This window comes from Microbacterium sp. SCN 71-21 (genome assembly GCF_001725695.1).
Lineage (GTDB): Bacteria > Actinomycetota > Actinomycetes > Actinomycetales > Microbacteriaceae > Microbacterium > Microbacterium ginsengisoli.
Genome location: NZ_MEGA01000004.1, coordinates 374 through 24,264, shown reverse-complemented (window position 1 = coordinate 24,264; position 23,891 = coordinate 374). Strand labels below are relative to the sequence as shown.

At 69.7% G+C, this 23,891-nt stretch carries 22 protein-coding genes; 13 read left to right on the top strand and 9 right to left on the bottom strand.

Going from position 1 to position 23,891, the window contains the following annotated elements; translation table 11 throughout:
* The first annotated feature begins 123 nt into the window (after positions 1-123).
* The 5 genes from ABT08_RS01225 (at position 124) to ABT08_RS01205 (ending at position 5,377) form a co-directional block, all read left to right on the top strand.
* Positions 124-399: an HPr family phosphocarrier protein gene (locus tag ABT08_RS01225; protein WP_045248244.1), complete on the top strand. Its 276-nt coding sequence runs from the start codon at positions 124-126 to the stop codon at positions 397-399.
* A gap of 17 nt (positions 400-416) precedes the next feature.
* Positions 417-2,093: a phosphoenolpyruvate--protein phosphotransferase gene (gene ptsP, locus ABT08_RS01220; RefSeq protein ID WP_056207948.1), complete on the top strand. Its 1,677-nt coding sequence runs from the start codon at positions 417-419 to the stop codon at positions 2,091-2,093.
* Positions 2,094-2,107: 14 nt separating this feature from the next.
* On the top strand, positions 2,108-3,724 hold the full coding sequence (locus ABT08_RS01215) for a PTS mannitol transporter subunit IIBC (RefSeq protein ID WP_056207943.1): 1,617 nt from the start codon (positions 2,108-2,110) through the stop codon (positions 3,722-3,724).
* A gap of 61 nt (positions 3,725-3,785) precedes the next feature.
* Entirely contained in the window at positions 3,786-4,223 is a 438-nt protein-coding gene (locus ABT08_RS01210) for a PTS mannitol transporter subunit IIA (RefSeq protein WP_045248241.1), read from the top strand.
* Positions 4,223-5,377, top strand: a complete 1,155-nt coding sequence (locus tag ABT08_RS01205) for a mannitol-1-phosphate 5-dehydrogenase (protein WP_288113740.1) — start codon at positions 4,223-4,225, stop codon at positions 5,375-5,377. Before ABT08_RS01210 ends, ABT08_RS01205 begins: the two co-directional genes overlap by 1 nt.
* 63 nt (positions 5,378-5,440) lie before the next feature.
* On the opposite strand, the gene ABT08_RS01200 is transcribed toward ABT08_RS01205, so the two are convergent.
* The 8 genes from ABT08_RS01200 to ABT08_RS01165 all read right to left on the bottom strand — a co-directional run bounded on the left by ABT08_RS01200 (position 5,441) and on the right by ABT08_RS01165 (position 14,986).
* Complete coding sequence (locus ABT08_RS01200; RefSeq protein ID WP_045248239.1) at positions 5,441-6,556, bottom strand: adenosine deaminase; 1,116 nt, start codon at positions 6,554-6,556, stop codon at positions 5,441-5,443.
* A gap of 53 nt (positions 6,557-6,609) precedes the next feature.
* Positions 6,610-7,899, bottom strand: coding sequence for a thymidine phosphorylase (locus ABT08_RS01195; RefSeq protein WP_288113739.1), 1,290 nt, complete (start codon positions 7,897-7,899; stop codon positions 6,610-6,612).
* Entirely contained in the window at positions 7,896-8,297 is a 402-nt protein-coding gene (locus ABT08_RS01190; protein WP_045248237.1) for a cytidine deaminase, read from the bottom strand. Before ABT08_RS01190 ends, ABT08_RS01195 begins: the two co-directional genes overlap by 4 nt.
* A 68-nt stretch (positions 8,298-8,365) precedes the next feature.
* Positions 8,366-9,643 (bottom strand): ABC transporter permease, encoded by a 1,278-nt coding sequence (locus ABT08_RS01185; RefSeq protein WP_045248236.1) that lies wholly within the window; start codon positions 9,641-9,643, stop codon positions 8,366-8,368.
* The gene (locus tag ABT08_RS01180) at positions 9,640-10,992 is read right to left on the bottom strand and encodes an ABC transporter permease (RefSeq protein ID WP_048808897.1); all 1,353 of its coding nucleotides are present in this window, start codon (positions 10,990-10,992) and stop codon (positions 9,640-9,642) included. Before ABT08_RS01180 ends, ABT08_RS01185 begins: the two co-directional genes overlap by 4 nt.
* Positions 10,989-12,491 carry an ABC transporter ATP-binding protein gene (locus ABT08_RS01175; RefSeq protein ID WP_056518655.1) on the bottom strand — a complete coding sequence of 501 codons (1,503 nt, stop codon included), beginning with the start codon at positions 12,489-12,491 and terminating at the stop codon, positions 10,989-10,991. Before ABT08_RS01175 ends, ABT08_RS01180 begins: the two co-directional genes overlap by 4 nt.
* An 87-nt stretch (positions 12,492-12,578) precedes the next feature.
* On the bottom strand, positions 12,579-13,691 hold the full coding sequence (locus tag ABT08_RS01170) for a BMP family lipoprotein (protein WP_056207933.1): 1,113 nt from the start codon (positions 13,689-13,691) through the stop codon (positions 12,579-12,581).
* 179 nt (positions 13,692-13,870) lie between these two features.
* Positions 13,871-14,986: a mannose-1-phosphate guanylyltransferase gene (locus tag ABT08_RS01165; protein ID WP_288113738.1), complete on the bottom strand. Its 1,116-nt coding sequence runs from the start codon at positions 14,984-14,986 to the stop codon at positions 13,871-13,873.
* Positions 14,987-15,171: 185 nt separating this feature from the next.
* On the opposite strand from ABT08_RS01165, the gene sdhC reads away from it, so the two are divergent.
* From sdhC to trpS, 8 genes are all read left to right on the top strand, one after another.
* On the top strand, positions 15,172-15,606 hold the full coding sequence (gene sdhC / locus ABT08_RS01160) for a succinate dehydrogenase, cytochrome b556 subunit (protein ID WP_235557364.1): 435 nt from the start codon (positions 15,172-15,174) through the stop codon (positions 15,604-15,606).
* Complete coding sequence (gene sdhD, locus ABT08_RS01155; protein ID WP_045248231.1) at positions 15,606-16,052, top strand: succinate dehydrogenase, hydrophobic membrane anchor protein; 447 nt, start codon at positions 15,606-15,608, stop codon at positions 16,050-16,052. Before sdhC ends, sdhD begins: the two co-directional genes overlap by 1 nt.
* Positions 16,053-16,070: 18 nt before the next feature.
* On the top strand, positions 16,071-17,906 hold the full coding sequence (gene sdhA, locus ABT08_RS01150; RefSeq protein WP_045248230.1) for a succinate dehydrogenase flavoprotein subunit: 1,836 nt from the start codon (positions 16,071-16,073) through the stop codon (positions 17,904-17,906).
* Positions 17,906-18,685: a succinate dehydrogenase iron-sulfur subunit gene (locus ABT08_RS01145; RefSeq protein WP_288113737.1), complete on the top strand. Its 780-nt coding sequence runs from the start codon at positions 17,906-17,908 to the stop codon at positions 18,683-18,685. The genes sdhA and ABT08_RS01145 overlap by 1 nt, the downstream gene beginning before the upstream one ends.
* A 10-nt stretch (positions 18,686-18,695) precedes the next feature.
* Positions 18,696-19,889: an MFS transporter gene (locus tag ABT08_RS01140; protein WP_288113735.1), complete on the top strand. Its 1,194-nt coding sequence runs from the start codon at positions 18,696-18,698 to the stop codon at positions 19,887-19,889.
* Between the two features lie 9 nt (positions 19,890-19,898).
* On the top strand, positions 19,899-21,110 hold the full coding sequence (locus ABT08_RS01135; protein WP_048808894.1) for a YihY/virulence factor BrkB family protein: 1,212 nt from the start codon (positions 19,899-19,901) through the stop codon (positions 21,108-21,110).
* A gap of 10 nt (positions 21,111-21,120) precedes the next feature.
* Positions 21,121-21,966, top strand: a complete 846-nt coding sequence (locus tag ABT08_RS01130; protein ID WP_137878266.1) for an exodeoxyribonuclease III — start codon at positions 21,121-21,123, stop codon at positions 21,964-21,966.
* A 94-nt stretch (positions 21,967-22,060) separates the two neighbouring features.
* On the top strand, positions 22,061-23,077 hold the full coding sequence (gene trpS, locus ABT08_RS01125) for a tryptophan--tRNA ligase (protein WP_288113731.1): 1,017 nt from the start codon (positions 22,061-22,063) through the stop codon (positions 23,075-23,077).
* 61 nt (positions 23,078-23,138) lie between these two features.
* On the opposite strand, the gene ABT08_RS01120 is transcribed toward trpS, so the two are convergent.
* Positions 23,139-23,885, bottom strand: coding sequence for a putative endonuclease domain-containing protein (locus ABT08_RS01120; RefSeq protein ID WP_288113730.1), 747 nt, complete (start codon positions 23,883-23,885; stop codon positions 23,139-23,141).
* Positions 23,886-23,891 lie beyond the last annotated feature (6 nt).

Genomic DNA, 23,891 nt, shown 5'->3' with positions numbered 1-23,891 from the left:
CGCACTCGAACCGTCACGTCGCTCGTGCCGGAACGGATGCCGCTCCCCGCTCCGAGACCGCACCATCCGTCCGTCGCACCCGGCCTCGCGCTGTGCGCGGACGGCCGCAACGAGAGAAGCACTATGACAGTCGCCACCCGCACCGTGCGCATCGGATCCGCCCACGGTCTGCACGCCCGCCCCGCGAAGCTCTTCGCCCAGGCGGCGAAGGACGCGGGGCTCCCCGTCACGATCGCGAAGGACGCCGGTGCGCCGGTCAACGCCGCGAGCATCCTCGGGGTGATCGCGCTCGGCATCGAGCAGGGCGACTACGTCACGCTCACCGCCGACGGCGAGGGCGCGGAGAACGTGCTCGACGACCTCGCCGACCTCCTCACGACCGACCACGACGCGGCCTGACCGGACGGAGCGCAGACATGAGCACCACGACCACCCTCCGCGGAGTCGGCATCGGCCTGGGCGTCGCCCAGGGTCCCGTCGCCCGTATGGCGGCGCCGCTCCCCGCTCCCGCCGACGCCCCCTCGACGCTCGGCTCCGATGCCGAGACCGCGCGCGTGCAGGAGGCCATCGGCGTCGTCGCCCGCGAGCTCGAGGCGCGCGGCGCCCAGGCGGGCGGCTCGGCCCGCGACGTGCTCGAGGCGCAGGCCATGATGGCCGAGGACCCCACGCTCGAGGCCGAGGTCGCCACACGCATCACCGCCGGTAAGACCGCGGAGTTCGCCGTCTACGACGCGTTCGCCTCCTTCCGCGACCAGCTCACCGCGGTCGGCGGCTACCTCGGCGAGCGCGCCGCCGATCTCGACGACGTCGCCCAGCGCGTCATCGCGCGACTCCGGGGCGTCGCCGCCCCCGGGGTGCCCGAGCCCGGCCACCCCTACGTGCTCGTGGCCACCGACCTCGCCCCCGCCGACACCGCGCTCCTCGACCTCGACCAGGTGCTCGCGCTCGTCACGAGCGAGGGCGGCCCGACCTCCCACACCGCGATCCTCGCCCGCGAGAAGGGAATCGTCGCCGTCGTCGGCACCGCCGGCGCCCTCGACCTCGCCGACGGCGACACCGTGATCGTCGACGCCGCTGCGGGCGTGATCACCGTGTCGCCCTCGGAGGACGAGCGTGCGGCGGCTCAGCGCCGCGCGGACGCGCGGTCGGCCGCGGCATCCGCACCGCTCACCCCGGGTGCGCTCGCCGACGGCACCGCTGTGCCGCTGCTCGCCAACCTCGGCAGCCCGGACGGCGCCGCTGAGGCCGTGGCCCTCGGGGCGGAAGGCGTGGGGCTGTTCCGCACCGAGTTCCTCTTCCTGAGCTCGAACACCGCCCCCACGGTCGCCCAGCAGCGCACCTCGTACGAAAAGCTCTTCCGCGCGTTCGCCGGCAAGAAGGTCGTCGTGCGTGTGCTCGACGCCGGTGCCGACAAGCCGCTGCCGTTCCTCAACGACGCCCACGAGGAGAACCCGGCGCTGGGCCTGCGGGGCTTGCGCGCCCTCCGGGCCAGCGAGGACATCCTGCGCGAGCAGCTGACCGCCCTCGCGGAGGCCAATGCCGCGGCGGCCGCCGACGGCGAGGCCGCGGATCTGTGGGTCATGGCGCCGATGGTCGCGACCGTCGAGGAGACCGAATACTTCGTCGCCCTCGCCCGCGAGTACGACGTGAAGACCGCGGGAGTCATGGTCGAGGTGCCGTCGGCGGCCCTCCTCGCCGACAGGGTGCTCGCGCAGGCCGACTTCGCCTCGATCGGCACCAACGACCTCACGCAGTACACCCTTGCCGCGGACCGGCTCCTCGGCTCGGTCGCGTCGTTCCAGGACCCCTGGCACCCTGCGGTGCTCCGCCTCATCCAGTCGGTCGGCGCCGCGGGCGCAGCCCTCGGCAAGCCGGTCGGCATCTGCGGCGAGGCCGCCGCCGACCCGCTGCTGGCGGTCGTGCTCGTCGGCCTCGGCGCGACGTCCCTGTCCATGGCTCCCACGGCGCTCGCCGACGTGCGTCAGAGCCTGCTCTCCCACTCGCTCGACGACGCCCGACGCGTCGCCGAGGCAGCACTTGCCGCGAATGACGCGGCAACGGCGCGTGCGGCCGCCCGGGCCGCCGCTTCCTAGAAAAGGAAAGAAACATGACAACGACGGCAACGTCGCCCGCGCTGTCGGGAGGTAAGAAGGCCCAGATCGCCGTGCAGCGATTCGGTACCTTCCTGTCCGGCATGATCATGCCGAACATCGCGGCCTTCATCGCGTGGGGCTTCATCACGGCACTGTTCATCGCCACCGGCTGGCTCGGCTTCTGGCACCCGGTCGCCGACATCCTCGGCGGCTTCGGTGACGCGAGCCAGATCAACTGGGCTCACGCCATGACCGCGCTCTCGCAGACGAAGGACGGCAACGTCATCCCCGTGTTCGTCGGCCTCGTGGGCCCGATGATCACCTACCTCCTCCCGCTCCTCATCGCGAACACCGGTGGCCGCATGGTCTACGGCGAGCGCGGTGGTGTGGTCGCCGCCATCGCGACCGTCGGTGTCATCGTCGGCACGACGATCCCGATGTTCCTCGGCGCCATGGTCATGGGCCCGCTGGCGGCGCTGCTGACCAAGTGGATGGACCGCATCTGGGAAGGCAAGATCAAGGCGGGCTTCGAGATGCTCGTCAACAACTTCTCGGCCGGCATCCTCGGCATGCTGCTCGCGATCGTCGGCTTCTTCGGGTTCGGCCCGATCATGACCGCCGTCTCGAACGCCCTGGGCGCCGTCGTGGACTTCCTGGTCTCCGCGGGCCTGCTCCCGCTGCTGTCGATCCTGGTCGAGCCCGCCAAGGTGCTGTTCCTGAACAACGCCGTCAACCACGGTGTGTTCACCCCGATCGGCACCCAGCAGGCCCTCGAGACCGGCCGTTCGATCCTGTTCCTCGTCGAGGCGAACCCCGGCCCCGGCCTCGGAATCCTGGTCGCCTTCGCGTTCTTCGGTGTGGGCGCCGCCCGCGCTTCCGCCCCCGGCGCGATCGTCATCCAGTTCCTCGGCGGCATCCACGAGATCTACTTCCCGTACGTGCTCATGAAGCCGATCATCATCGTCGCGGCCATCGCCGGCGGCATGACCGGTGTGGCGACCAACGCGGTGTTCGGTTCCGGCCTTCGCGCTCCCGCATCGCCCGGATCGATCTTCGCGGTGCTGTTGCAGACCTCCGGCGACAGCAACTTCGGTCCCGGTTGGGGCTACGTGGGCGTCATCCTGTCGGTGATCCTCGCCGCAACGGTCTCGTTCCTGCTCTCCTCGCTGTTCCTCCTGCGCACGCGCAAGCGTGACCTCGAGCTCGGCGAGTCGGGCGACCTCAGCGCCGCGATCTCTGCGACCGAGGCCAACAAGGGCAAGTCCTCGAGCACCCTCGCGGGCCTGCGCACCTCGTCGGAGGCCGGCACCACCGCCGTCGCCACCAAGCCGATCTCCACGATCGTGTTCGCCTGCGACGCCGGAATGGGGTCGTCCGCCATGGGTGCGAGCGTGTTGCGCAACAAGATCAAGAAGGCCGGTATCGAGGGCGTCACGGTGACCAACCAGGCCATCGCCAACCTCGACGGGTCGGCCGACCTGGTCGTCACGCAGAACCAGCTCACCGACCGCGCCCGGTCGGCGTCGCCGAACTCGCTCCACGTGTCGGTCGACAACTTCATGAACTCGCCGCGATACGACGAGGTCGTCGACCTCGTGGCCTCGCAGCACCAGGATGGTGCACAGGGTTGAGTTCGTCGCGGGGCGGGCGGAGCGATCCGCCCGCCCCGCACTCTTTGTGGAAGGAAGAAACATGACCGGAGAGATCCTGACCCTCGGACAGGTGCGCATCCACGCGGGTGCCGCCACGCGCCTCGAGGCGCAGCGGGAGGCCGCCGACATCCTCGAGGCCGCGGGCGCCGTCACCGGCGCCTACTACGACGCGATGCTCGCCCGCGAGGCGACAGTGTCGACCTACATGGGCAATGAGCTGGCGATCCCGCACGGCACCAACGAGGCCAAGAGCGAGATCCTCGCCTCGGCCCTGTCGGTCGTGCGCTACGACGGCGGCGTCGACTGGGACGGGGAGCCGGTGACGTTCGTGATCGGCATCGCCGGTCGCGGCGATGAGCACCTCGAGATCCTCTCCCAGATCGCGATCCTGTTCTCCGACGAGGACGAGGTCGCAGCCCTCAAGGCCGCCGCGACGCCCGAGGAGCTCTTCGCCCGCCTTGCCACGGTGAACGCCTGATGAAGGCCGTCCATTTCGGCGCCGGCAACATCGGTCGCGGCTTCGTGGGCCTGCTGCTGCACGAGGGCGGCTACGAGGTCGTGTTCTCGGATGTCGCAGCCCCCCTCGTCGACGCGATCAACGCCGAGACGAGCTACACCGTGCACGCCGTCGGAGACGGCGGCGGTGACACCGTCGTGACCGGCTTCCGCGCAGTCAACAGCCAGCTGGACCCGCAGGCGGTCGTCGACGAGCTCGCGACCGCGGATGTCGCCACCACAGCGGTCGGTCCCAACATCCTGCGCTTCATCGCCCCGGTGATCTACGCCGGGCTCGTGGCGCGCTCTGCCGAGCTGCCTCCCCTCGCCGTCATGGCGTGCGAGAACGCGATCCGCGCGACCGACACCCTGCGCGACGAGATCGCCGCCCTCGCCGGCGCCGACTGGCCTGCGGTCGCGGCTAAAGCCGTGTTCGCGAACACCGCGGTAGACCGCATCGTGCCCGGGCAGCCCGAGGGCCAGCACGGGGTGGATGTCACGGTGGAGCCGTTCTTCGAGTGGGCGATCGAGCAGGGTCCGTTCGCGGGAGCACTGCCGTCGATCCCCGGTGCGCACTTCGTCGACGACCTCACGCCGTACATCGAGCGCAAGCTCTTCACGGTGAACACGGGGCACGCCTCGACCGCCTACTTCGGCGCCCGCGCCGGCATCGAGCGCATCTCCGACGCCCTCGCCGATCCCGAGATCCTCGCGGCGGTGCGCTCGACGCTCGAGGAGACGTCGGCGGTGCTCATCGCCCGTCACGGCTTCACGGCCGAGGAGCTCGCCGATTACCGCGCGACGATCCTGCGCCGGTTCCAGAACCCCGAGCTTCCCGACACCGTATGGCGTGTGGGTCGTCAGCCGCTGCGCAAGCTCTCCCGCCACGAGCGGTTCGTCGGCCCGGCGGCCGACGCCGCCGAACGGGGCCTGTCGGTCGCGGCGCTCCTCGGCACCGTCGGCGCCGCGCTCGCCTTCGAGACCGCCGACGACCCGGAAGCCGTCGAGCTGCAGGAGCTGCTGCGCACGACCGAGACCACGGCGCTCGTCACCCGCGTCACGGGCATCGAGGCGGGGCATCCGCTCTACAACGGCCTCGTAGCCGCCGTCACGACCCGGCAGGCAGACCTGGCCTGACCGAACCGACCGAGGGCGGCGCCGCGAACCCGATCGTGGTGCCGCCCTCGACCATGTCGGGGCTCAGCGGTCGAAGCCCTCGGAGATGAGGTCGATGAGCTCCTCGCGCTCCTCCACCGGCAGGAACGCGCCGCCCGCGGCGTTGAGCTGGAAGCTCTCGAGGTCGTCGAGGTCGTACTCGAACGTCTCGGCGAGCAGGGCCAGCTCGCGGGTGAGGGACGTACGGCTCATCGTGCGGTTGTCGACGTTCACCGTCACCGCGAAGCCGAGCTGGTAGAGCAGGTCGAAGGGGTGGTCCTCGAGCTCGCTGCCCCACGCCGCGAACGCGCCGGTGTGCACGTTCGAGGTCGGCGAGAGCTCGAGCGGGATCTCCCGGTCGCGCACCCAGCGCGCCAGGTCGCCGAATTCGACAAGCACCTGCTCGCCCTTGCGCGAGACGACGTCGAGGTCCTCGGCGATGCGCACGCCGTGTCCGAGCCGCAGCGCGCGACCGTCGACGAGGGCGGAGCGGATCGACTCCAGGCCGGCGGCCTCGCCGGCGTGCACCGTGACGGGGAAGAACTCGCCCGCCAGGTACTCGAACGCCTCGCGGTGCCGAGACGGCAGGAAGCCGTCCTCGGGCCCGGCGATGTCGAAGCCGACCGCACCCGCCTCGCGGAACGCGACCGCGAGCTTCGCGATCTCCAGCGACCGGTCGTTCTGGCGCATCGCGGTGATGAGCTGTCCGACGCGGATGTCGTGGCCTGCCTCCGCCGCGTCGTCCTCGCCCTGCTCGATGCCCTCCTGCACGGCCTCGACGGCCTCTTCGAGCGTCAGCCCACCGCGCAGGTGCTGCTCGGGCGCCCAGCGCACCTCCGCGTACACGACGCCGTCGTCGACGAGGTCCTCGACGAACTCACGGGCGACGCGGGTCAGCTGGTCGCGGGTCTGCATGACCCCGGTCGTCAGCTCGAAACGCTGCAGGTACTCGACGAGCGAGCGATCGGGCCGCACCGCCGAGAACCACTCCGCGAGCTCGTCGGCGTCCCCGGTGGGCAGGGCGATGCCCGCCTCCTCGGCGAGCTCGATCACCGTGTCGGGGCGCACCCCGCCGTCGAGGTGGTCGTGCAGCGACACCTTCGGAAGGGACCGGATCGACACGCCCTCGAGGCGGGCGTCGTCGTGCTGGTCGATAGGCATCGGGTCTCCTTCTGATCGGATGTCGCGGCTCCCCCACCGATCATTCTGACGGGTCAGGCGGAGATCCGCTCCCTCACGATCGCCGCGCGGGCCGGCGCAGCATCCGAGATCTCGTAGGCGCCGTCGAGAGCGGCGAGCGCGCGCTCGAAACGGGCGTCGTCGTCGGCCGACAGGGTGAAGAGCGGGTCGCCGGCGCGCACGGCGTCGCCCGGCTTGGCGTGCAGGTCGATGCCGGCCGCGTGGATCACCGGATCCTCGGCGCGGGCGCGTCCGGCTCCCAGGCGCCACGCGGCGATTCCGAACGGCAGGGCATCCAGCCGAGACACCACCCCGTCGCGCGCGGCGGTGACGGTGTGCGCCTCGCGGGCGACCGGCAGGGATGCGTCGGGGTCGCCGCCCTGCGCGACGATCATGCGCCGCCAGGCGTCCATCGCGGCGCCGCCGGCGAGCGCGCCCTCGACGTCGGCGTCGGGCAGCCCGGCGAGCGCGAGCATCTCGCGGGCGAGGGCGATCGTGAGCTCGACGACGTCGGCGGGACCGCCGCCGGCGAGCACCTCGACCGACTCGCGCACCTCGTTGGCGTTGCCGATGGCGAGGCCGAGGGGCGTGTTCATGTCGGTGAGGAGCGCCGTGGTCGCCACCCCGGAGTCGGTGCCGAGGGCGACCATCGTGCGGGCGAGCTCGCGCGCACGATCGATGTCCTGCATGAACGCGCCCGAGCCGAACTTCACGTCGAGTACGAGGGCGGCCGTGCCCTCGGCGATCTTCTTCGACATGATGCTCGAGGCGATCAGCGGGATGGCCTCGACGGTGCCGGTCACGTCGCGTAGCGCGTAGAGCTTCTTGTCGGCGGGGGCGAGCCCGGAGCCGGCGGCGCAGATGACAGCGCCGACGCCGGCGAGCTGCGCGGTGAGCTCCTCGTTCGACAGCGCCGCGCGCCATCCGGGGATCGACTCGAGCTTGTCGAGCGTGCCGCCCGTGTGCCCGAGCCCACGGCCCGAGAGCTGGGGCACGGCGACGCCGAACGAGGCGACGAGAGGAGCCAGCGGCAGGGTGATCTTGTCGCCCACCCCGCCCGTGGAGTGCTTGTCGACGGTGGTCTTGCCGAGGCCGTCGAAGCTCATCCGCTCCCCCGACGCGATCATCGCGTCGGTCATCACACGGATCTCGTCGCGCTCCATGCCGCGCAGCAGCACCGCCATCGCGAACGACGCCATCTGGGCGTCGGACACGTAGCCGCGCGTGTATGCGTCGACCATCCAGCGCAGCGCGTCCTCGGGCACGGCGCCGCCGTCACGCTTCGTGCGGATCACATCGACCGCGTCGAACGGCTCCACGCTCACTGGGCGTACTCCTCGAGCTCGCGGGGACCGAAGGCATCCGGAAGCACCTGCTCGATCGTGCGGACACCCGACACGGTCTCGAGCAGCATCCCGGGCGCCGAGAACTCGAACAGCAGCTGGCGGCAGCGCCCGCACGGCATGAGCGTCGCGCCGTGACCGTCGACGCAGGTGAACGCCACCAGTCGTCCGCCGCCGGTCATGTTCAGGTTCGAGACCAGACCGCACTCTGCACACAGGCCCACGCCGTATGACGCGTTCTCCACGTTGCATCCCGACACGATGCGACCGTCGTCGGTGAGGGCCGCCGCCCCCACGGGGAAGTTCGAGTACGGCGCATACGCGCGGCGCATCGCGTCGTTCGCGGCGACGCGCAGGGCGTCCCAGTCGATGTCGGGCATGGCTGACCTCCGTGGTGTCGGGTGCGAGGGGTGATGAACCGGATGCCGCGGGTCGCGGCATCCGCTCATCAGCCCTTGATGTACGGCTTGCCGGCAGCCGCAGGCCCCCGGATCTGACCGGCGAAACCGGCGACCGCGAGGATCGTGACGACGTAGGGCAGCATGAGCATGAACTCGCTGGGAATCGGGGTCTTCAGCACGGTGAGCAGATTCTGCAGGTTGGTGGCGAAGCCGAACAGCAGCCCCGCGAGCGCGGCGCGCACCGGGTCCCAGCGTCCGAAGATCACCGCGGCGAGGGCGATGAAGCCGAGGCCGGCGGTCATCTCCTTCGTGAAGTGCGGCACCGAGACGAGCGTGAAGTAGGCGCCTCCGATACCGGCGATCGCACCCGCCAGCGAGACGTTCCAGAAGCGCAGCGTGTTGACCCTGATGCCGACCGTGTCGGCCGCCTGCGGGTGCTCACCGACCGCTCGCAGGCGCAGGCCCCAGCGCGTGCGGTACAGACCCCATGCGACGAGGATCACGGCCGCGTACATGAGGTAGACGATGAACGGCTGATCGAACAGCACCGGACCGAGCACCGGGATGTCGCCGAGCACCGGGATCTTCCACCGCGAGAACGTCACGGGACTGTTCAGTGCCGCTTCGTTGTTCGCGAGCACGACGCCGTAGAGGAAGCTCGTCAGACCCGTGACCAGCACGTTGAGCACGACGCCGACGATGACCTGGTCGACGAGGTACTTGATGCTGAAGGCGGCCAGCACGAACGACACCAGCACACCACCCACCATGGCGCCCAGGAGCCCGATGAAGGGGTTCTGCGTGATGCTGCCGATGACGGCCGCCGCGAACGCGCCGAGCAGGAACTGCCCTTCGATCGCGACGTTCACGACGCCGACCCGTTCGCCGATCACGCCGCCGAGGGCGCCGAACACGAGCGGCACCGAGAGCGACATCGCACCGAAGAGCAGGCCCGTGACGGGAACGAGACCGCCCGCGGCCGACCAGGTGAGGAAGGCGAACACGGCCAGGATCGCGTAGACGATCGGCACGGCCAGGTTCGATCGGCGGTAGGCCGCGGCATCCAGCCACGTCCAGACCGTGAGGAGCGCGAGGATCGCCACCGTGATCCACGCCGTCGGCGCCGACGGTACGGCGACATCGCCGAGGGCGATGACCGCTGCGTCGTCGCTCAGCCGGAAGACGCTCTGCCCGTCGCGCGGCGCGAACAGGAACAGGGCGGCGAGACCGACCGTGACGATCGTGAGGGTGACCGGGAGCTTGATACGGCGTACCCGCACCACAAGGTGGGGCACCGCGGATGCCGCGAGGGTTGCGACGCTCATCGAGCCACCGCCTTCTTCGCCAGGCGGGCTTTCGCCCGCGCGGAACGCTCGGCCTCGTCCTTCGGGAGGAAGAAGATCGTGCGCACGAGCGGCGGCGCCGCGATGAACAGGACGATGAGCGACTGCACGACGAGCACGATGTCGACGGGGATGCCCTCGCTCGCCTGCATGGTGAACGATCCGGACTTCAGCGCACCGAACAGGATGCCGGCGGCGAAAGTGCCCCACGCCGAGCTGCGCCCCAGCAGCGCGACGGTGATCGCATCGAAACCGATGCCGGCGTCGATGCCGCCGTCGAACCCGCTCGTGACCGTTCCCATGATCTGGTTCATGCCGGCAAGTCCCGCCAGCGCGCCCGCGAACAGCATCGCGTAGACGTAGACGCGCTTGACGTTGATGCCCGCAGCGCGGGCTGCGTGAGGGTTCTCGCCGACGGCCCGCATGCGGAAGCCGAGGCTCGAGCGCTCGATGAGCCACCACACGAAGATCGTCGCGATGATGACCACCACGAAGCCCCAGTCGAGGCGCGGGAACTGCTCGCCGAACAGCGCCGGGAACTGCGCCGTCTCTGGCGTCGGCGCCGAGATCGGCTGGTTGGTGCCCGGCTTCTGCAGCAGGCCGGGGGTGCGCACCAGCCACGACACCAGGTAGTAGGCGACGTAGTTGAGCATGATCGTGAGGATGACCTCATGGGCGCCGGTGCGCGCCTTGAGGAGCCCGACGATGCCGCCCCAGATCGCACCTCCGGCGATGCCCGCGAGGAGCGTCACGGGGATGTGGATCCACATCGGCAGGTTCAGGTTGAAGGCGACCAGCGCCGCGGTCGCCGCGGCGATCAGCATCTGACCGCGCGCGCCGATGTTGAACAGGCCGACCCGGAACGCGAGTGCGACGCCGAGCGCCGCCGCGATCAGCGGTGTCGCGAACCCGAGCGTGTTGGTCAGCGGGCGGATGGCCGCCTCGAAGGTCGGCGCGGTCGCGTTGAAGATCGACCCGCGGAACATCGCGTCGTACGCGCCGTAGATCGAGGTCCACAGCGCGACGAACGTGTCGCCGGGCCGGGCGAAGAAGTAGCCGGCCGCGGCCTGCACCTTCGGGTCGGTGACGGCGATGAGGATGCCGCCGATGAGCATCGCGAGGACGACCGCCAGGATCGTGGTGACGACGCTCCCCCGCAGGATCTCGCGGATGAGCTGGTTCGAGCGGGGCGGCGGCGGCACGGCGGCGCCCGCGACCAGTGCCGCGGGGCCGTCGGCGGTCACCGCGTGGCCGGTGAGGGGACCGGATGCCGCGGGCAGCTGCTCGCCGCCGGCGTCGGGGGTGGTGCTCCCGGGGGTGTTGTCGTTCACGCCGCTGCCTCCCCGGCCATCATGAGTCCGAGCACGTCGCGGGGCGTGTCCCCCGGGACGATGCCGACGATCGCGCCGCGGTACATGACCGCGATCCGGTCGGCGAGGGCGGTGACCTCGTCGAGCTCGGTCGAGACGACGATCACCGGGATGCCGGCGTCGCGCGTGTCGATGATGCGCTTGTGGATGAATTCGATCGAGCCGACGTCGACGCCGCGGGTGGGCTGCGAGGCGAGGAAGAGCTTGAGCTCGCGGTTGAGCTCGCGCGCGATGACGACCTTCTGCTGGTTGCCGCCCGACAGCGCGCCGGCGCGCGTCTGGGGTCCCTGGGTGCGGATGTCGAACTCGGCGATCCGGTCGCGGGCGAATCGATCGAGCGCTCCGCGGCGAATGGTCCCCGCGACGCTGAACGCGGCATCCGCAGAGCGATCGAGGATGAGGTTCTCGGCGACCGAGAACGAGCCGACCAGACCGTCGTGCGTACGGTCCTCGGGCACGAACCCGACACCTTCGTCGAGGATGCCGCGCACACTCTTGCCGACGAGCTCCACCGAGCCCAGCCGCACCGACCCGGTGACGCGCGCCTGGAGGCCCACGATGGCTTCGGACAGTTCGGTCTGGCCGTTGCCCTGCACACCGGCGATCGCCAGCACCTCACCGGGGCGCACGTCGAAGCTGACGTCGTCGACGACGACGACGCCCGCGGGGTCGATGACGCGCAGGTCGCGCACGGCGAGCCCGCCCTCACCGGGGGTCGCCGCATCCTTCTGCACGCGCAGCTCGACGGCGCGACCCACCATCATCGACGCCAGCTCGGCGTTCGACGCGGTGGGGCTCGCCTCGCCGACGACGGTGCCGAGGCGCACCACGGTGATGCGGTCGGCGACCTCGCGCACCTCGCGCAGCTTATGGGTGATGAACACGATCGAGGTGCCCTCGTCGCGCAGCTGGCGCATGATCACCATGAGCTCGTCCGTCTCCTGCGGGGTGAGCACAGCTGTCGGCTCGTCGAACACGAGCACGCGTGCGTTGCGGGAGAGCGCCTTGATGATCTCGACGCGCTGCTGCACGCCGACGGGGAGGTCCTCGACGCGGGCATCGGGATCGACGTCGAACCCGAACCGGTCGGCGATCTCGCGCACCCGCGCTCGCGCCTTCGCGAGGTCGAGTGTGCCGAGACCCTTGGTCTCTTCATGGCCGAGCATGACGTTCTCGGCGACCGTGAAGACGGGGATGAGCATGAAGTGCTGGTGCACCATGCCGATACCGGCGCGCATCGCGTCGCCGGGACCCCGGAAGTGCTGCACCTCGTCGTCGAGGAGGATCTCGCCCTCGTCGGCCTGGTACAGGCCGTACAGCACGTTCATGAGCGTGGACTTGCCGGCGCCGTTCTCCCCCAGGAGAGCGTGGATCTCGCCCGCCTCGACCGTGAGGTCGATGTGGTTGTTGGCGACGAGTGCTCCGAACCGCTTCGTGATGCCACGGAGTTCGAGCTTCATATGTGCACCTTATCGATCGAGGTGTCGTGGACAACGGACTGCGGCCGGGGGCGCTGACGCGTCCCCGGCCGCAGCTGGGTGATCAGATCACTTGGGCGAGCTGGGCGACGTCACCGTGAGGGTGCCGGCGATGATCTCGCTCTGGAGCTTCGCGAGCTCGTCGGTCAGACCGGCCGGGAGCTTGCTCGTGAAGTCGTGGAAGTCGGCGAGACCGACACCACCGTTGGCGAGCGTGCCCACGTACGGGGTCGGGTCGTACTTGCCCGCGGCCGCCGCGATCACCGTGTCGCGCACGGCGTTGTCGACGTGCTTGGTGATCGAGGTGAGCAGCACCGAGGCGACCGAGGGGTCGGCGACGGCGAGGTCGGAGTCGACACCGAGCATGACGGTGTTCTTGCCCGACTCCTTGATCGCCTGAGCGGCGCTCTGGTAGATCGGTCCGCCGACGGGGAGGATCACGTCGACACCCTGGTCGAGGATGCTCTTCGCGGTCTGCTTCGCGGTGTCGTTCGCCTCGAAGCCGCCGGTGAAGACGCCCTTCTGCGAGGCGACGTCCCAGCCGAACGTCTGGACGTTCGCGCCCTTGTCGGTGTTGTACTTCTGCACGCCGTCGATGAAGCCGTCCATGAAGATCGTCACCGGCGGGATCTGCATGCCGCCGAAGGTGCCGACCTTGTTCACGCCGTCCTGCGCCGACCACGCGGCGGCGGCGTAGCCCCCGAGGTAGCCCGCCTCGACCGTGTTGAACAGCAGCGGCTTGATGTTGGGGGCATCCGTCTTGCCGTCGTTGTTGAGGTCGGCGCTGTCGTCGACGATCGCGTACTGCAGGTTCGGGTTCGCGAGGGCGGACTTCACGGTGTCGGCGGCCAGGTTGAAGCCGACCGAGATGATCAGCGTGCAGTTCGCGGCGACGAGGCTCTCGAGGTTGGGCGCGTAGTCGTTCGCGGAGCTCGACTGCACCTCGACCGGGGTGACACCCAGGGTCGCGGCAGCCTCGTCGAGACCCTTCTTGGCGTACTCGTTGAACGACTTGTCGTTCCAGCCGCCCGCGTCGGAGACGATGCACGGCTTGAAGCCCGCGACAGCGGGAGCGGTGGTGGTGCTGGTGGCCGTCGGCGCGGATCCGCAGCCGGCGAGAGCCACGAGAAGCCCGGCGGCGGTGGCTGCGCCGGCGATCTTCTTGGTGGTTGAGATGGTCACTCGTTCCTCCATAATCGGTACCCCGCGGATGTCGCGGGGAGTCGGGACGAGTCGAAGTTACCTATCGCGTCGGGCGAATTGTTGTCCTGGCCAACACCTGGTACGGAATGGTTACAAACACTTAACAGAACGCCGCGAAATGCTCATGCGCACCATCGGGCCGCGCTGGGACCGCTCGGTCAGAGCACGTCGCCCTGACCGCTGAGCTTGAGGGCGTCGACGATCCCCTTCACCTTCTGCGCGTGCTCGCTCGTGGTCACCAGCAGCGCGTCCTCGGTGTCGACGACCACGATGTCCTGCACGCCGATGACGCTGATGACCCGAGAGGTCTGCGAGACGACGATCCCGCTCGACGCGTCGGCGAGGATGCGGGCGTTCTCCCCCAGAATCGCGAGCTCGTTCTTGCGGCCGCTGCTGTTGAGCTTGGCGAGGCTGGCGAAATCGCCCACGTCGTCCCAGTCGAAATGGCCGGGCACGACGGCGAGTCGCCCCTTCGCGGCGGCGGGCTCGGCGACCACGTAGTCGATCGCGATCTTCTTCAGGCGCGGCCAGACGCGGTCGACGGCGGGGCCTCGACGATCACGGTCGTCCCACGCCTCCGCGAGCTCGATGAGTCCGGCGTGCAGCTCGGGCTCGTTCGCCTCGATCTCGGCGAGGAGCACGTCAGCCCGGGAGATGAACATGCCCGCGTTCCAGAGGTAGCCGCGATCGGCGAAGTAGCCGCGCGCGGTCTCCGCGTCGGGCTTCTCGACGAACGCGTCGACCAGTGCCGCCTCCGGAGCACCGGCGACGGTCAGCATCTGACCCTTGCGGATGTACCCGAAACCGACCGACGGCTCGGTCGGCTGGATGCCGATCGTGCACACGTACCCATCGCGCGCGACGGCGACGGCCTGCTCCACGGCCCAGGTGAACACCGGGAGCACCTTGATGACGTGGTCGGCCGCGAACGATCCGATGATGACGTCGGGCTCGCGACGCACGAGGATGGCGGCGGCGAGCCCGATGGCGGCGGTCGAGTCGCGTGGTTCCGACTCGAGGATGACGTTGCGGTCGAGCACGCCGGGAAGCTCGGCCTCCACCGCCGCGCGATGCGCACGCCCGGTGACGACGGCGATGCGGTCGTGTCCGGCGAGCGGCTCGAGACGGTTCCAGGTGTCGCGGAGCAGGGTGTGCCCCGACCCGGTCAGGTCGTGGAGGAACTTGGGTGCGTCGGCACGCGACAGCGGCCAGAGACGTGATCCCACCCCTCCGGCGGGGATGACGGCGTAGAAGTCGGGGATCGGCTCGGTCATGGCCACAGAGTAGCGGTGTCGGATGACGCTCCCGTTTATCTCGATATCAAGACAGTTAGGTCTGCCTAACGCGAACCGATGCACATGCTCGGCATAGGATGAGACCCGGCGCCCGAGTGACGCCAGGGGGCTCTGCCTCCGGGGGCAACGTCTGCCCCGACCGTGTTCGAACAGGGAGGACCGTCGTGTCTGCACCAGCGCGTGTCACGCCGCAGATCTCGGAAACCACATCGAAAGTCCCGCGCGGAACGCTGTACCGCGGACACGAGGGCATGTGGTCGTGGGTACTGCACCGGATCACCGGCGTCTCGATCTTCTTCTTCCTGCTGGTGCACATCCTCGACACCGCGCTCATCCGGGTCTCCCCCGATGCGTACAACGCGGTGATCGGCACCTACAAGAACCAGGTCATGGGCGTCGGCGAGACGATCCTGGTCGCCGCGATCACCTACCACGCGTTCAACGGCCTGCGCATCATCCTGGTCGACGCCTGGTCGAAGGGCGCCAAGTACCAGCGTCAGCTGTGGTGGGTCGTGCTGGTGATCTGGCTGATCACGATGCTCGGCTTCGCGCCCATCCACCTCATGAACGTCTTCTCGGCGACGGGAGGGGGGCACTGATGACCGCCATCGCCGACCCGCGCGCCCCGCACACCGCGCCGCGCCGCACGGGCCTCAACCTCGAGAAGTGGGGCTGGATCTACATGCGCGTCTCGGGCGTGCTGCTGATCGTGCTCATCTTCGGCCACCTGTTCGTGAACCTCCTCACGGGCGAAGGCATCCACCAGATCGACTTCGCGTTCGTCGGCGGGAAGCTCTCCTCGCCGTTCTGGCAGTGGTGGGACGTGCTGATGCTGTGGCTGGCCCTCATCCACGGCGCCAACGGCATGCGCACAGTGACCAACGACTACGTCACCCACAACGGCGTGCGACGCACGCTCATCTGGGCGATCTGGCTCGTCGCGGCCTTCCTCATCCTCCTCGGCACGCTCGTCGTCTTCACATTCGACCCGTGCCCGGCCGGCGCCGCCGCCAACCTTCTCCCCGACTTCTGCAGCGCTTCCTGAGCCTCACCGATTGCGATCATGACGACTGACACCGCCTCCGACACCGCGCCCGTCCTGAAGGACGGGGTCTACTACCACCAGTTCGACATCGTCATCGTGGGCGCCGGTGGCGCCGGCATGCGCGCGGCGATCGAGGCCGGTCCGGGCGCCCGCACGGCGGTCATCTCGAAGCTCTACCCGACGCGCTCCCACACGGGTGCGGCGCAGGGCGGCATGGCGGCGGCGCTCGCCAACGTCGAAGAGGACTCGTGGGAGTGGCACACCTTCGACACTGTCAAGGGCGGCGACTACCTCGTCGACCAGGATGCGGCCGAGATCCTCGCGAAGGAGGCCATCGACGCCGTCATCGACCTCGAGAACATGGGCCTGCCGTTCAACCGCACGCCCGAGGGCAAGATCGATCAGCGCCGGTTCGGCGGCCACACCGCCGACCACGGCAAGACCCCCGTGCGCCGCGCCTGCTACGCGGCCGACCGCACGGGTCACATGATCCTGCAGACGCTGTTCCAGAACTGCGTGAAGCTCGGCATCAACTTCTTCAACGAGTTCTACGTGCTCGACCTCGTGACGGTGAAGGATGCGGACGGCTCGACGAAGGTCGCGGGCGTGGTCGCCTACGAGCTCGCCACGGGCGACCTGCACGTGTTCCAGTCGAAGGCCGTGATCTTCGCGACCGGCGGCTTCGGCAAGATCTTCAAGACCACCTCCAACGCCCACACCCTCACGGGCGACGGCGTCGGCATCATCTGGCGCAAGGGCCTGCCGCTGGAGGACATGGAGTTCTTCCAGTTCCACCCGACCGGCCTCGCCGGCCTCGGCATCCTCCTCACCGAGGGCGCTCGCGGCGAGGGCGCCATCCTGCGCAACGTGTCGGGTGAGCGCTTCATGGAGCGCTACGCCCCCACGATCAAGGACCTCGCGCCGCGCGACATCGTGAGCCGCTGCATGGTGCAGGAGGTCGCGGAGGGCCGCGGCGCCGGTCCTCACCGCGACTACGTGCTGCTGGACTGCACCCACCTCGGCGCCGAGGTGCTCGAGACGAAGCTCCCCGACATCACCGAGTTCGCCCGCACCTACCTGGGTGTCGACCCGGTGGTCGAGCCCGTTCCCGTGATGCCGACCGCGCACTACGCGATGGGCGGCATCCCGACGAACAACAACGCCGAGGTGCTCAGCGACAACACGACCGTCGTGCCGGGCCTCTACGCCGCCGGCGAGTGCGCGTGCGTGTCGGTGCACGGCTCGAACCGCCTCGGCACCAACTCGCTGCTCGACATCAACGTGTTCGGCAAGCGCGCCGGCCGCAATGCCGTCGAGTACGTCAAGACCGCCGATTTCGTCGCCCTCCCCGAGGACCCCGCGAAGGAGGTGCGCGAGCTCATCGAGGGCCTGCGCACGAACGAGGGCACCGAGCGCATCGCGGTGCTGCGCAAGACGCTGCAGGACGAGATGGACCGCAAGGCGCAGGTGTTCCGCACCGACGAGTCGCTCGGCGAGGTGCTGGAGGTCATCGAGGAGCTGCGCGAGCGCTTCAAGAACGTGCACGTCGACGACAAGGGCAAGCGGTACAACACCGACCTGCTCGAGGCCGTCGAGCTCGGATTCCTCCTCGACATCGCCGAGGTCGTCGTCGTCACCGCGAAGAACCGCAAGGAGAGCCGCGGCGGTCACATGCGCGACGACTTCCCGAAGCGCGACGACGAGAACTACATGCAGCACACGATGGCCTACCTCTCGGGAGACCCGCACTCGTCGAGCCCGGAGGACCACATCGCGCTCGGCTGGAAGCCGGTCGTCTTCACGAAGAACGAGGCCGGCGAGTTGCGTTATCCCCCGCTGGAGAGGAAGTACTGATGTCCACCGCTCTCGTCGATCCCGACGCCGTCGCGAACCTCGAAGAGGCGGACGACACCGGCATCCAGGCGTTCCTGGTCACCTTCATCGTGCGTCGATTCAATCCTGAGGTCGACGAAGAGCCGCGCTGGGTGGACTACGACGTCGAGGTCTACTCGACCGACCGCGTCCTCGACGCGCTGCACAAGATCAAGTGGGAGGTCGACGGCTCGCTGAGCTTCCGCCGCTCGTGCGCCCACGGCATCTGCGGTTCGGACGCGATGCGCATCAACGGCCGCAACCGCCTCGCCTGCAAGACCCTGATCAAGGACCTCGACATCTCGAAGCCGATCTACGTCGAGGCGATCAAGGGCCTGCCGCTGGAGAAGGACCTCATCGTCGACATGGAGCCGTTCTTCGCCTCCTACCGCGAGGTGCAGCCGTTCCTCATCTCCAACTCGGTCCCCGAGAAGGGCAAGGAGCGCGTGCAGTCGATCGTCGACCGCGAGCGCTTCGACGACACGACCAAGTGCATCCTGTGCGCCGCGTGCACCTCGTCGTGCCCGGTGTTCTGGACCGACGGCCAGTACTTCGGACCGGCGGCGATCGTCAACGCGCACCGCTTCATCTTCGACTCGCGCGACGACGCGGGCGACGTGCGTCTCGACATCCTGAACGACAAGGAGGGCGTGTGGCGCTGCCGCACGACCTTCAACTGCACCGAGGCGTGCCCCCGCGGCATCCAGGTGACGCAGGCGATCGCCGAGGTCAAGCAGGCGGTTCTGCGCGGCAAGCCGTGAGGTGATGGCGGTGCCGCTCGCTCCTTCCCCCGGCAGTGAGCGGATGCCGCGCGCCTCCCGCGTGGCGGTGACCGCCGCCTACGCGACGCAGGGTCTCGGCTACGCGGTGGTCGTCACGTCGTTGCCGACGTTGAAGAACCGGCAGCAGATCGACGACACGGTCGTGAATCTGATCATCCTGGGGGTGTGCGTCGCCGCCGCCGGCGGATCGGTGCTCGCCGGAGCCCTCGCGACACGGTTGGGCGCGCGCGTGGCGCTCTCGACGGGGTTCGTGCTGCAGGCGATAGCGCTTCCGGCGGCGGCGCTGCCCGTGCCGTTCCCGGTGTTCGTGGCGGCCTTCGTCGTCTACGGCGTGGGTCTCGGATGCGTCGACGCGGCGTCGGCGATGCAGGGCGTCGTGGTGCAGCGCGCGTACGGCCGATCCCTGCTCGGCGGGTTCTTCGCCGCGTACACGGCCGCCGCGATCGTCGGCGCCCTGCTGGTGTCGGCCTTCGCGCTGACCCCGACGACGGCAGGCGTCGCGCTCGGTGTCGGGGCGGCGATCGCGCTGCTCGTCGCTCTCGCGGGGCTGCGCTTCTTCGCCCGGGAGGCGGCGCCCGAGACCGCTGTCGCCGCGGAGCGCACCGCGCTCCCGCACCGCGCGATCTGGGCGCTCGGATTCATCATCCTGGCCGCGTTCACCGTCGACTCGGCGGTGAGCACGTGGAGCTCGATCCTCCTCACGGACAACCTCGGCACGACACTTGCGCTCGCCCCGCTCGGCTACGCGCTCTACCAGGTGGTGATCCTGGTGACGCGCCTCGTGACCGACCGGCTGCTCGGCACGCTCCCTCGCGCCACGGTGGCAGCCATCGCGGTCATCGTGTCGGTCATCGGATGCCTCGTCGTCGCCCTCGTGCCGGTCGGTGGTGCCGCGATCGCGGGCTTCGCCCTGGCCGGTGTGGCGGTCGGCGCCCTCGTGCCGATCACATTCGGCGCGACCGGCGAGCTCGTTCCCGCGCGCAGCGACGAGATCATCGCGCGGGTCAACCTCTTCAACTACGCCGGCGCGATCGCTGGCGCCGTGCTGGTCGGGTTCCTCGGCGACGTCTTCGGGCTGGCGCTCGGATTTCTGCTGCCCGCGGTGGCCCTCGCCGCCGTGCTGCCGGTGCTCCGACGACTGCGGCGGCCCGCGGCATCCGTCACCGCGGCTGACGCTGGCTAGTCTGGGTCCGTGACCACCGACCGGGGTCGGACCGACCCGGCCGACGAGGAGCGCGAGCTCGCCGAGCGTGTGCGCGCCCGCCTGCAGGACGCGCAGCGGGTCGTGCGGGAGCGTCTCGACGAGCCGATCGCCCAGGCGACGCGGGTCACACGGCGCACGCTCGGGTGGTTCCCCGTGCGGGTGTGGCGGCTCTTCCTGCAGCGCAACGGCCTGCTGCTCGCCGCCGGAATGAGCTATCAGTCGCTGTTCGCGATCTTCGCGGTGCTCTACCTCGCGTTCGCCGCCGTGGGTCTGTGGCTCGGCGGCTCTCCCCAAGCCGTGCAGGGTCTCATCGACCTCATCAACCGGTACATCCCCGGTCTCATCGGCGGCGAGTCGAGTCTGGTCAGCACCGACCAGGTGCAGGATGTCGCGAGCGGCGGGCGCGGCCTGCTGGGTGTGACCGGCGCCGTGGCCGCGATCGTCGTCATCTGGACCGCGATCGGTTTCGTGACCTACGCGCGCCGCGCGGTGCGCGACATCTTCGGCCTGCCCTACGACTCGAGGTCGTACGTGCTGCTGAAGGCACGCGACTTCCTCGCGGCGCTGGTGTTCGGCGTCGCGCTCCTGCTCGGCGCCGTGGTCGGTTCGTTCACGACCTGGGCGATCGATCTCGTGTGGTCGCTGCTCGGGCTGGACGGTGATTCGTTCTGGTCGAGCGTGAGCGTGCGCGGCGCGTCTCTGCTCGTCGCCTTCGTCATCAACTCGGCCGCCCTCGCGGCCCTCTACCGGTTCCTGATCGGCGCCGCGCTGCGATGGCGACGCATTCTGCCGGGGTCGCTCATGGGCGGCGCTGCGCTCGCGGTCGTGCAGCTCGGCGCCGGGCTGCTGCTGCTCTACGCCCCGCGCAATCCGCTGCTCGCGACGTTCACGGCCTTCATCGGATTCCTGCTCCTGTTCCGGGTGGTCGGCGTGGTCATCCTCGTGGCCTCGGCGTGGATCGCTGTCGCCGCCGCCGACCGCCACGTCGCGATCGTGCCGACCTCCGACGCCGAGCGACGCGCGATCGAGCGTGAGGCTCGGCTGGTCGTCGCACGGGTCGACCTGCGGCGCGCACGCCAGGAGCAGACCGAGGCTCCCTGGTGGCGCAGTCGTGCCGCACGCCGCCGGGTCGCACAGGCCGAACTCGAGGTGGAGCAGCTCGAGGCCGAGGACGGCGAGGACGTCGGAGGCCGCCGCTAGGGTGGAGCCCGTGCCCCGCTCCGTCCGCATCGCCAGTGTCAACGTCAACGGCATCCGGGCGGCGGTGCGCAACGGCATGACCGGCTGGCTCGACGGTGCCGGCGTCGACATCCTCACGCTGCAAGAGGTGCGCGCCGAAACGACGCACATCACCGAGCTGCTGCCCGGGTGGCACATCGTGCATGACGAGTCGCTCAGCAAGGGGCGATCGGGGGTCGCGGTACTGTCCCGCATCCCTGCGGCCGCATCGCGCATCGACCTCGGCGAGGGCGTGGACTCCCGGGGGCGCTGGATCGAGGCCGACCTCGAGGTCGACGGCGAGACCGTCACCGTCGTGAGCGCCTACGTGCACTCCGGGGAGGACGGCACCCCGCGCCAGGACGCGAAGTACGGCTTCCTCGACGCGATGACCGAGCGGATGTCGCGCCTCGCCGCCGGCGGTGCGCTCGTGCTCGTCACGGGCGATCTGAACGTCGGCCACCGCCCGCTCGACATCAAGAACTGGCGAGGAAACCAGAAGAAGGCCGGCTTCCTGCCGAAGGAGCGGGCCTATGTCGACCGGTTCCTCGGCGACGAGGGCGCACAGGTCGTCGGTGTCGACGGCTCGACCGGCACCGGTCTCGGCTGGGTCGACATCGGCCGCCGTCATGCGGGAGAGGTCGAGGGTCCGTACACGTGGTGGTCGAACCGCGGTCAGGCGTTCGACAATGACACCGGCTGGCGCATCGACTACCACCTGGCGACCGCCGCGCTCGCGGCACGCGAGAGCGGCTACCACGTGGCGCGGGCGGCGACCTACGCCGAGCGGTGGAGTGATCACGCCCCGGTCGTCGCCGACTACGCGATCGGTCGCTGAGAGCGCACTGTCGTCATCTCGGCCCTGCCGATGCGGGGCCCGCCGCCGTCCGCATGCCGCGGGGCGCGGCATCCGACCGCTCTAGAATCGGGGAGTGACCAAAGCGCGTCTGTACTCGGGAATGCAGCCCTCCGCCGACTCTCTGCAGGTCGGCAACTACATCGGGGCCCTCCTGCAGTGGCGCGACCTTCAGGAGTCGTACGACGCGTACTTCTCGGTGGTCGACCTGCACGCGCTGACGCAGCCGTTCGACCCCGCCGAGATGCGTGAGAAGACCCGCCGAACGGCCGCGCAGTACATCGCGGCCGGCATCGAGCCCGCCAAGTCGACGCTGTACGTGCAGTCGCACGTCACCGCGCACGCCGAGCTCGCGTGGGTGCTCGGCACCCTCACCGGCTTCGGCGAGGCGAGCCGCATGACGCAGTTCAAGGACAAGTCGCAGCGCTACGGCACCGACGGCACCACGGTCGGACTCTTCACCTACCCGGTGCTGATGGCCGCCGACATCCTGCTCTTCCAGGCGTCGGTCGTGCCCGTCGGCGACGACCAGAAGCAGCACGTCGAACTCACCCGCGACCTCGCGGAGCGCTTCAACTCGAGGTTCGGCGAGACCTTCACCGTGCCCGTGCCGATGATCCAGCAGGAGACCGCACGCATCTACGACCTGCAGAACCCGACCGCGAAGATGTCGAAGTCGGCAGAGTCCGACGCGGGCGTGCTGTGGCTGCTCGACGAGCCGTCGGTGTCGGCCAAGAAGGTCATGCGCGCGGTGACGGACTCCGAGGGCTCGGTGCGCTACGACCGGGAGAACAAGCCCGGCGTCTCGAACCTGCTCGTGATCTACGCGGCCCTCACCGGACGCCAGATCCCCTCGATCGAGGACGAGTACGCGGGTCGTGGCTACGGCGACTTCAAGAAGGGCCTCGCCGAGGTCGTGGTGTCGGAGTTCGGTCCGGTGCGCGAGCGTGCGCTGGCGCTGCTGTCCGACGAGGCCGAGCTCGACCGGGTGCTCGCGGCCAACGCCGAGCGTGACGCCGAGCGTGCGGCATCCGTCGCCGACGCGACCCTCGACGCGGTCTACGACAAGATCGGCCTGCTGCGCCGCCGGTGAGCCACCCGCCGCGGCGCGTTCCCGGTCTACGGTGTGCGGCAACTCCGGAGAATCTGGGGAATCAGCCCGGGACCCCCCGGTGAGGCGTCCGAACTCCGGAGTTGCGGTCCACCTGTCCACGACGCACCCCGGAAACCGCGCCACGCAAGGCCGCGAGAGTGTGTTCCGGACGGAACAACACGTCTTCGGCGAGGAGCCGCAGCGTGACGTATCCCCGCGCGGCCGCGGCCAGGTCGCGGGCCCGATCTCGCCGCTGCGAGGCGACGTCGCCGTGAAACGCTCGACTGTCGCACTCGATGATGAGCCGGCCTGCGACGAGGAGGTCGACACGCCCTACTCCCGGGATCCGCACCTGCACCTCGAACGGCACGCCGATACCCCGGAGCATCAGCCTCACCAACGTCTCGATGCCAGACTCCGCCCGACCGTCGACGAGTGCCCGGAGTCGTTGCCATCTGTCGGGCAATGCGGCGAACACCTGGCCAATCATCTCCTCGTCGAGGAGACCGAGATGCAACGCGCTGTCGAGCGTGGCGACCGCGTCGCGCGGCGACTGGCAGCGCACAGCCTGCACGATCGCGCCGACGAGATCGGTGCCGAGGCGGGTCGGATCGGCGGAGGCACCGCGCCAATGGGCGCGCACGTCCTTCGGGCGATGCGGCAGCCGACTTGCGTGCGGCTCAACCTGCAGGTGAAGCCCGTGCGATCGGGCCACGAACACTCCGACCTCACGGAGGAGGCTCACGCAGTCGAGGCGCCCGCCGAGCCGGGCGGCGCGCACCACCGCGTCAGGGAGATCGGCTGCCACGTACCG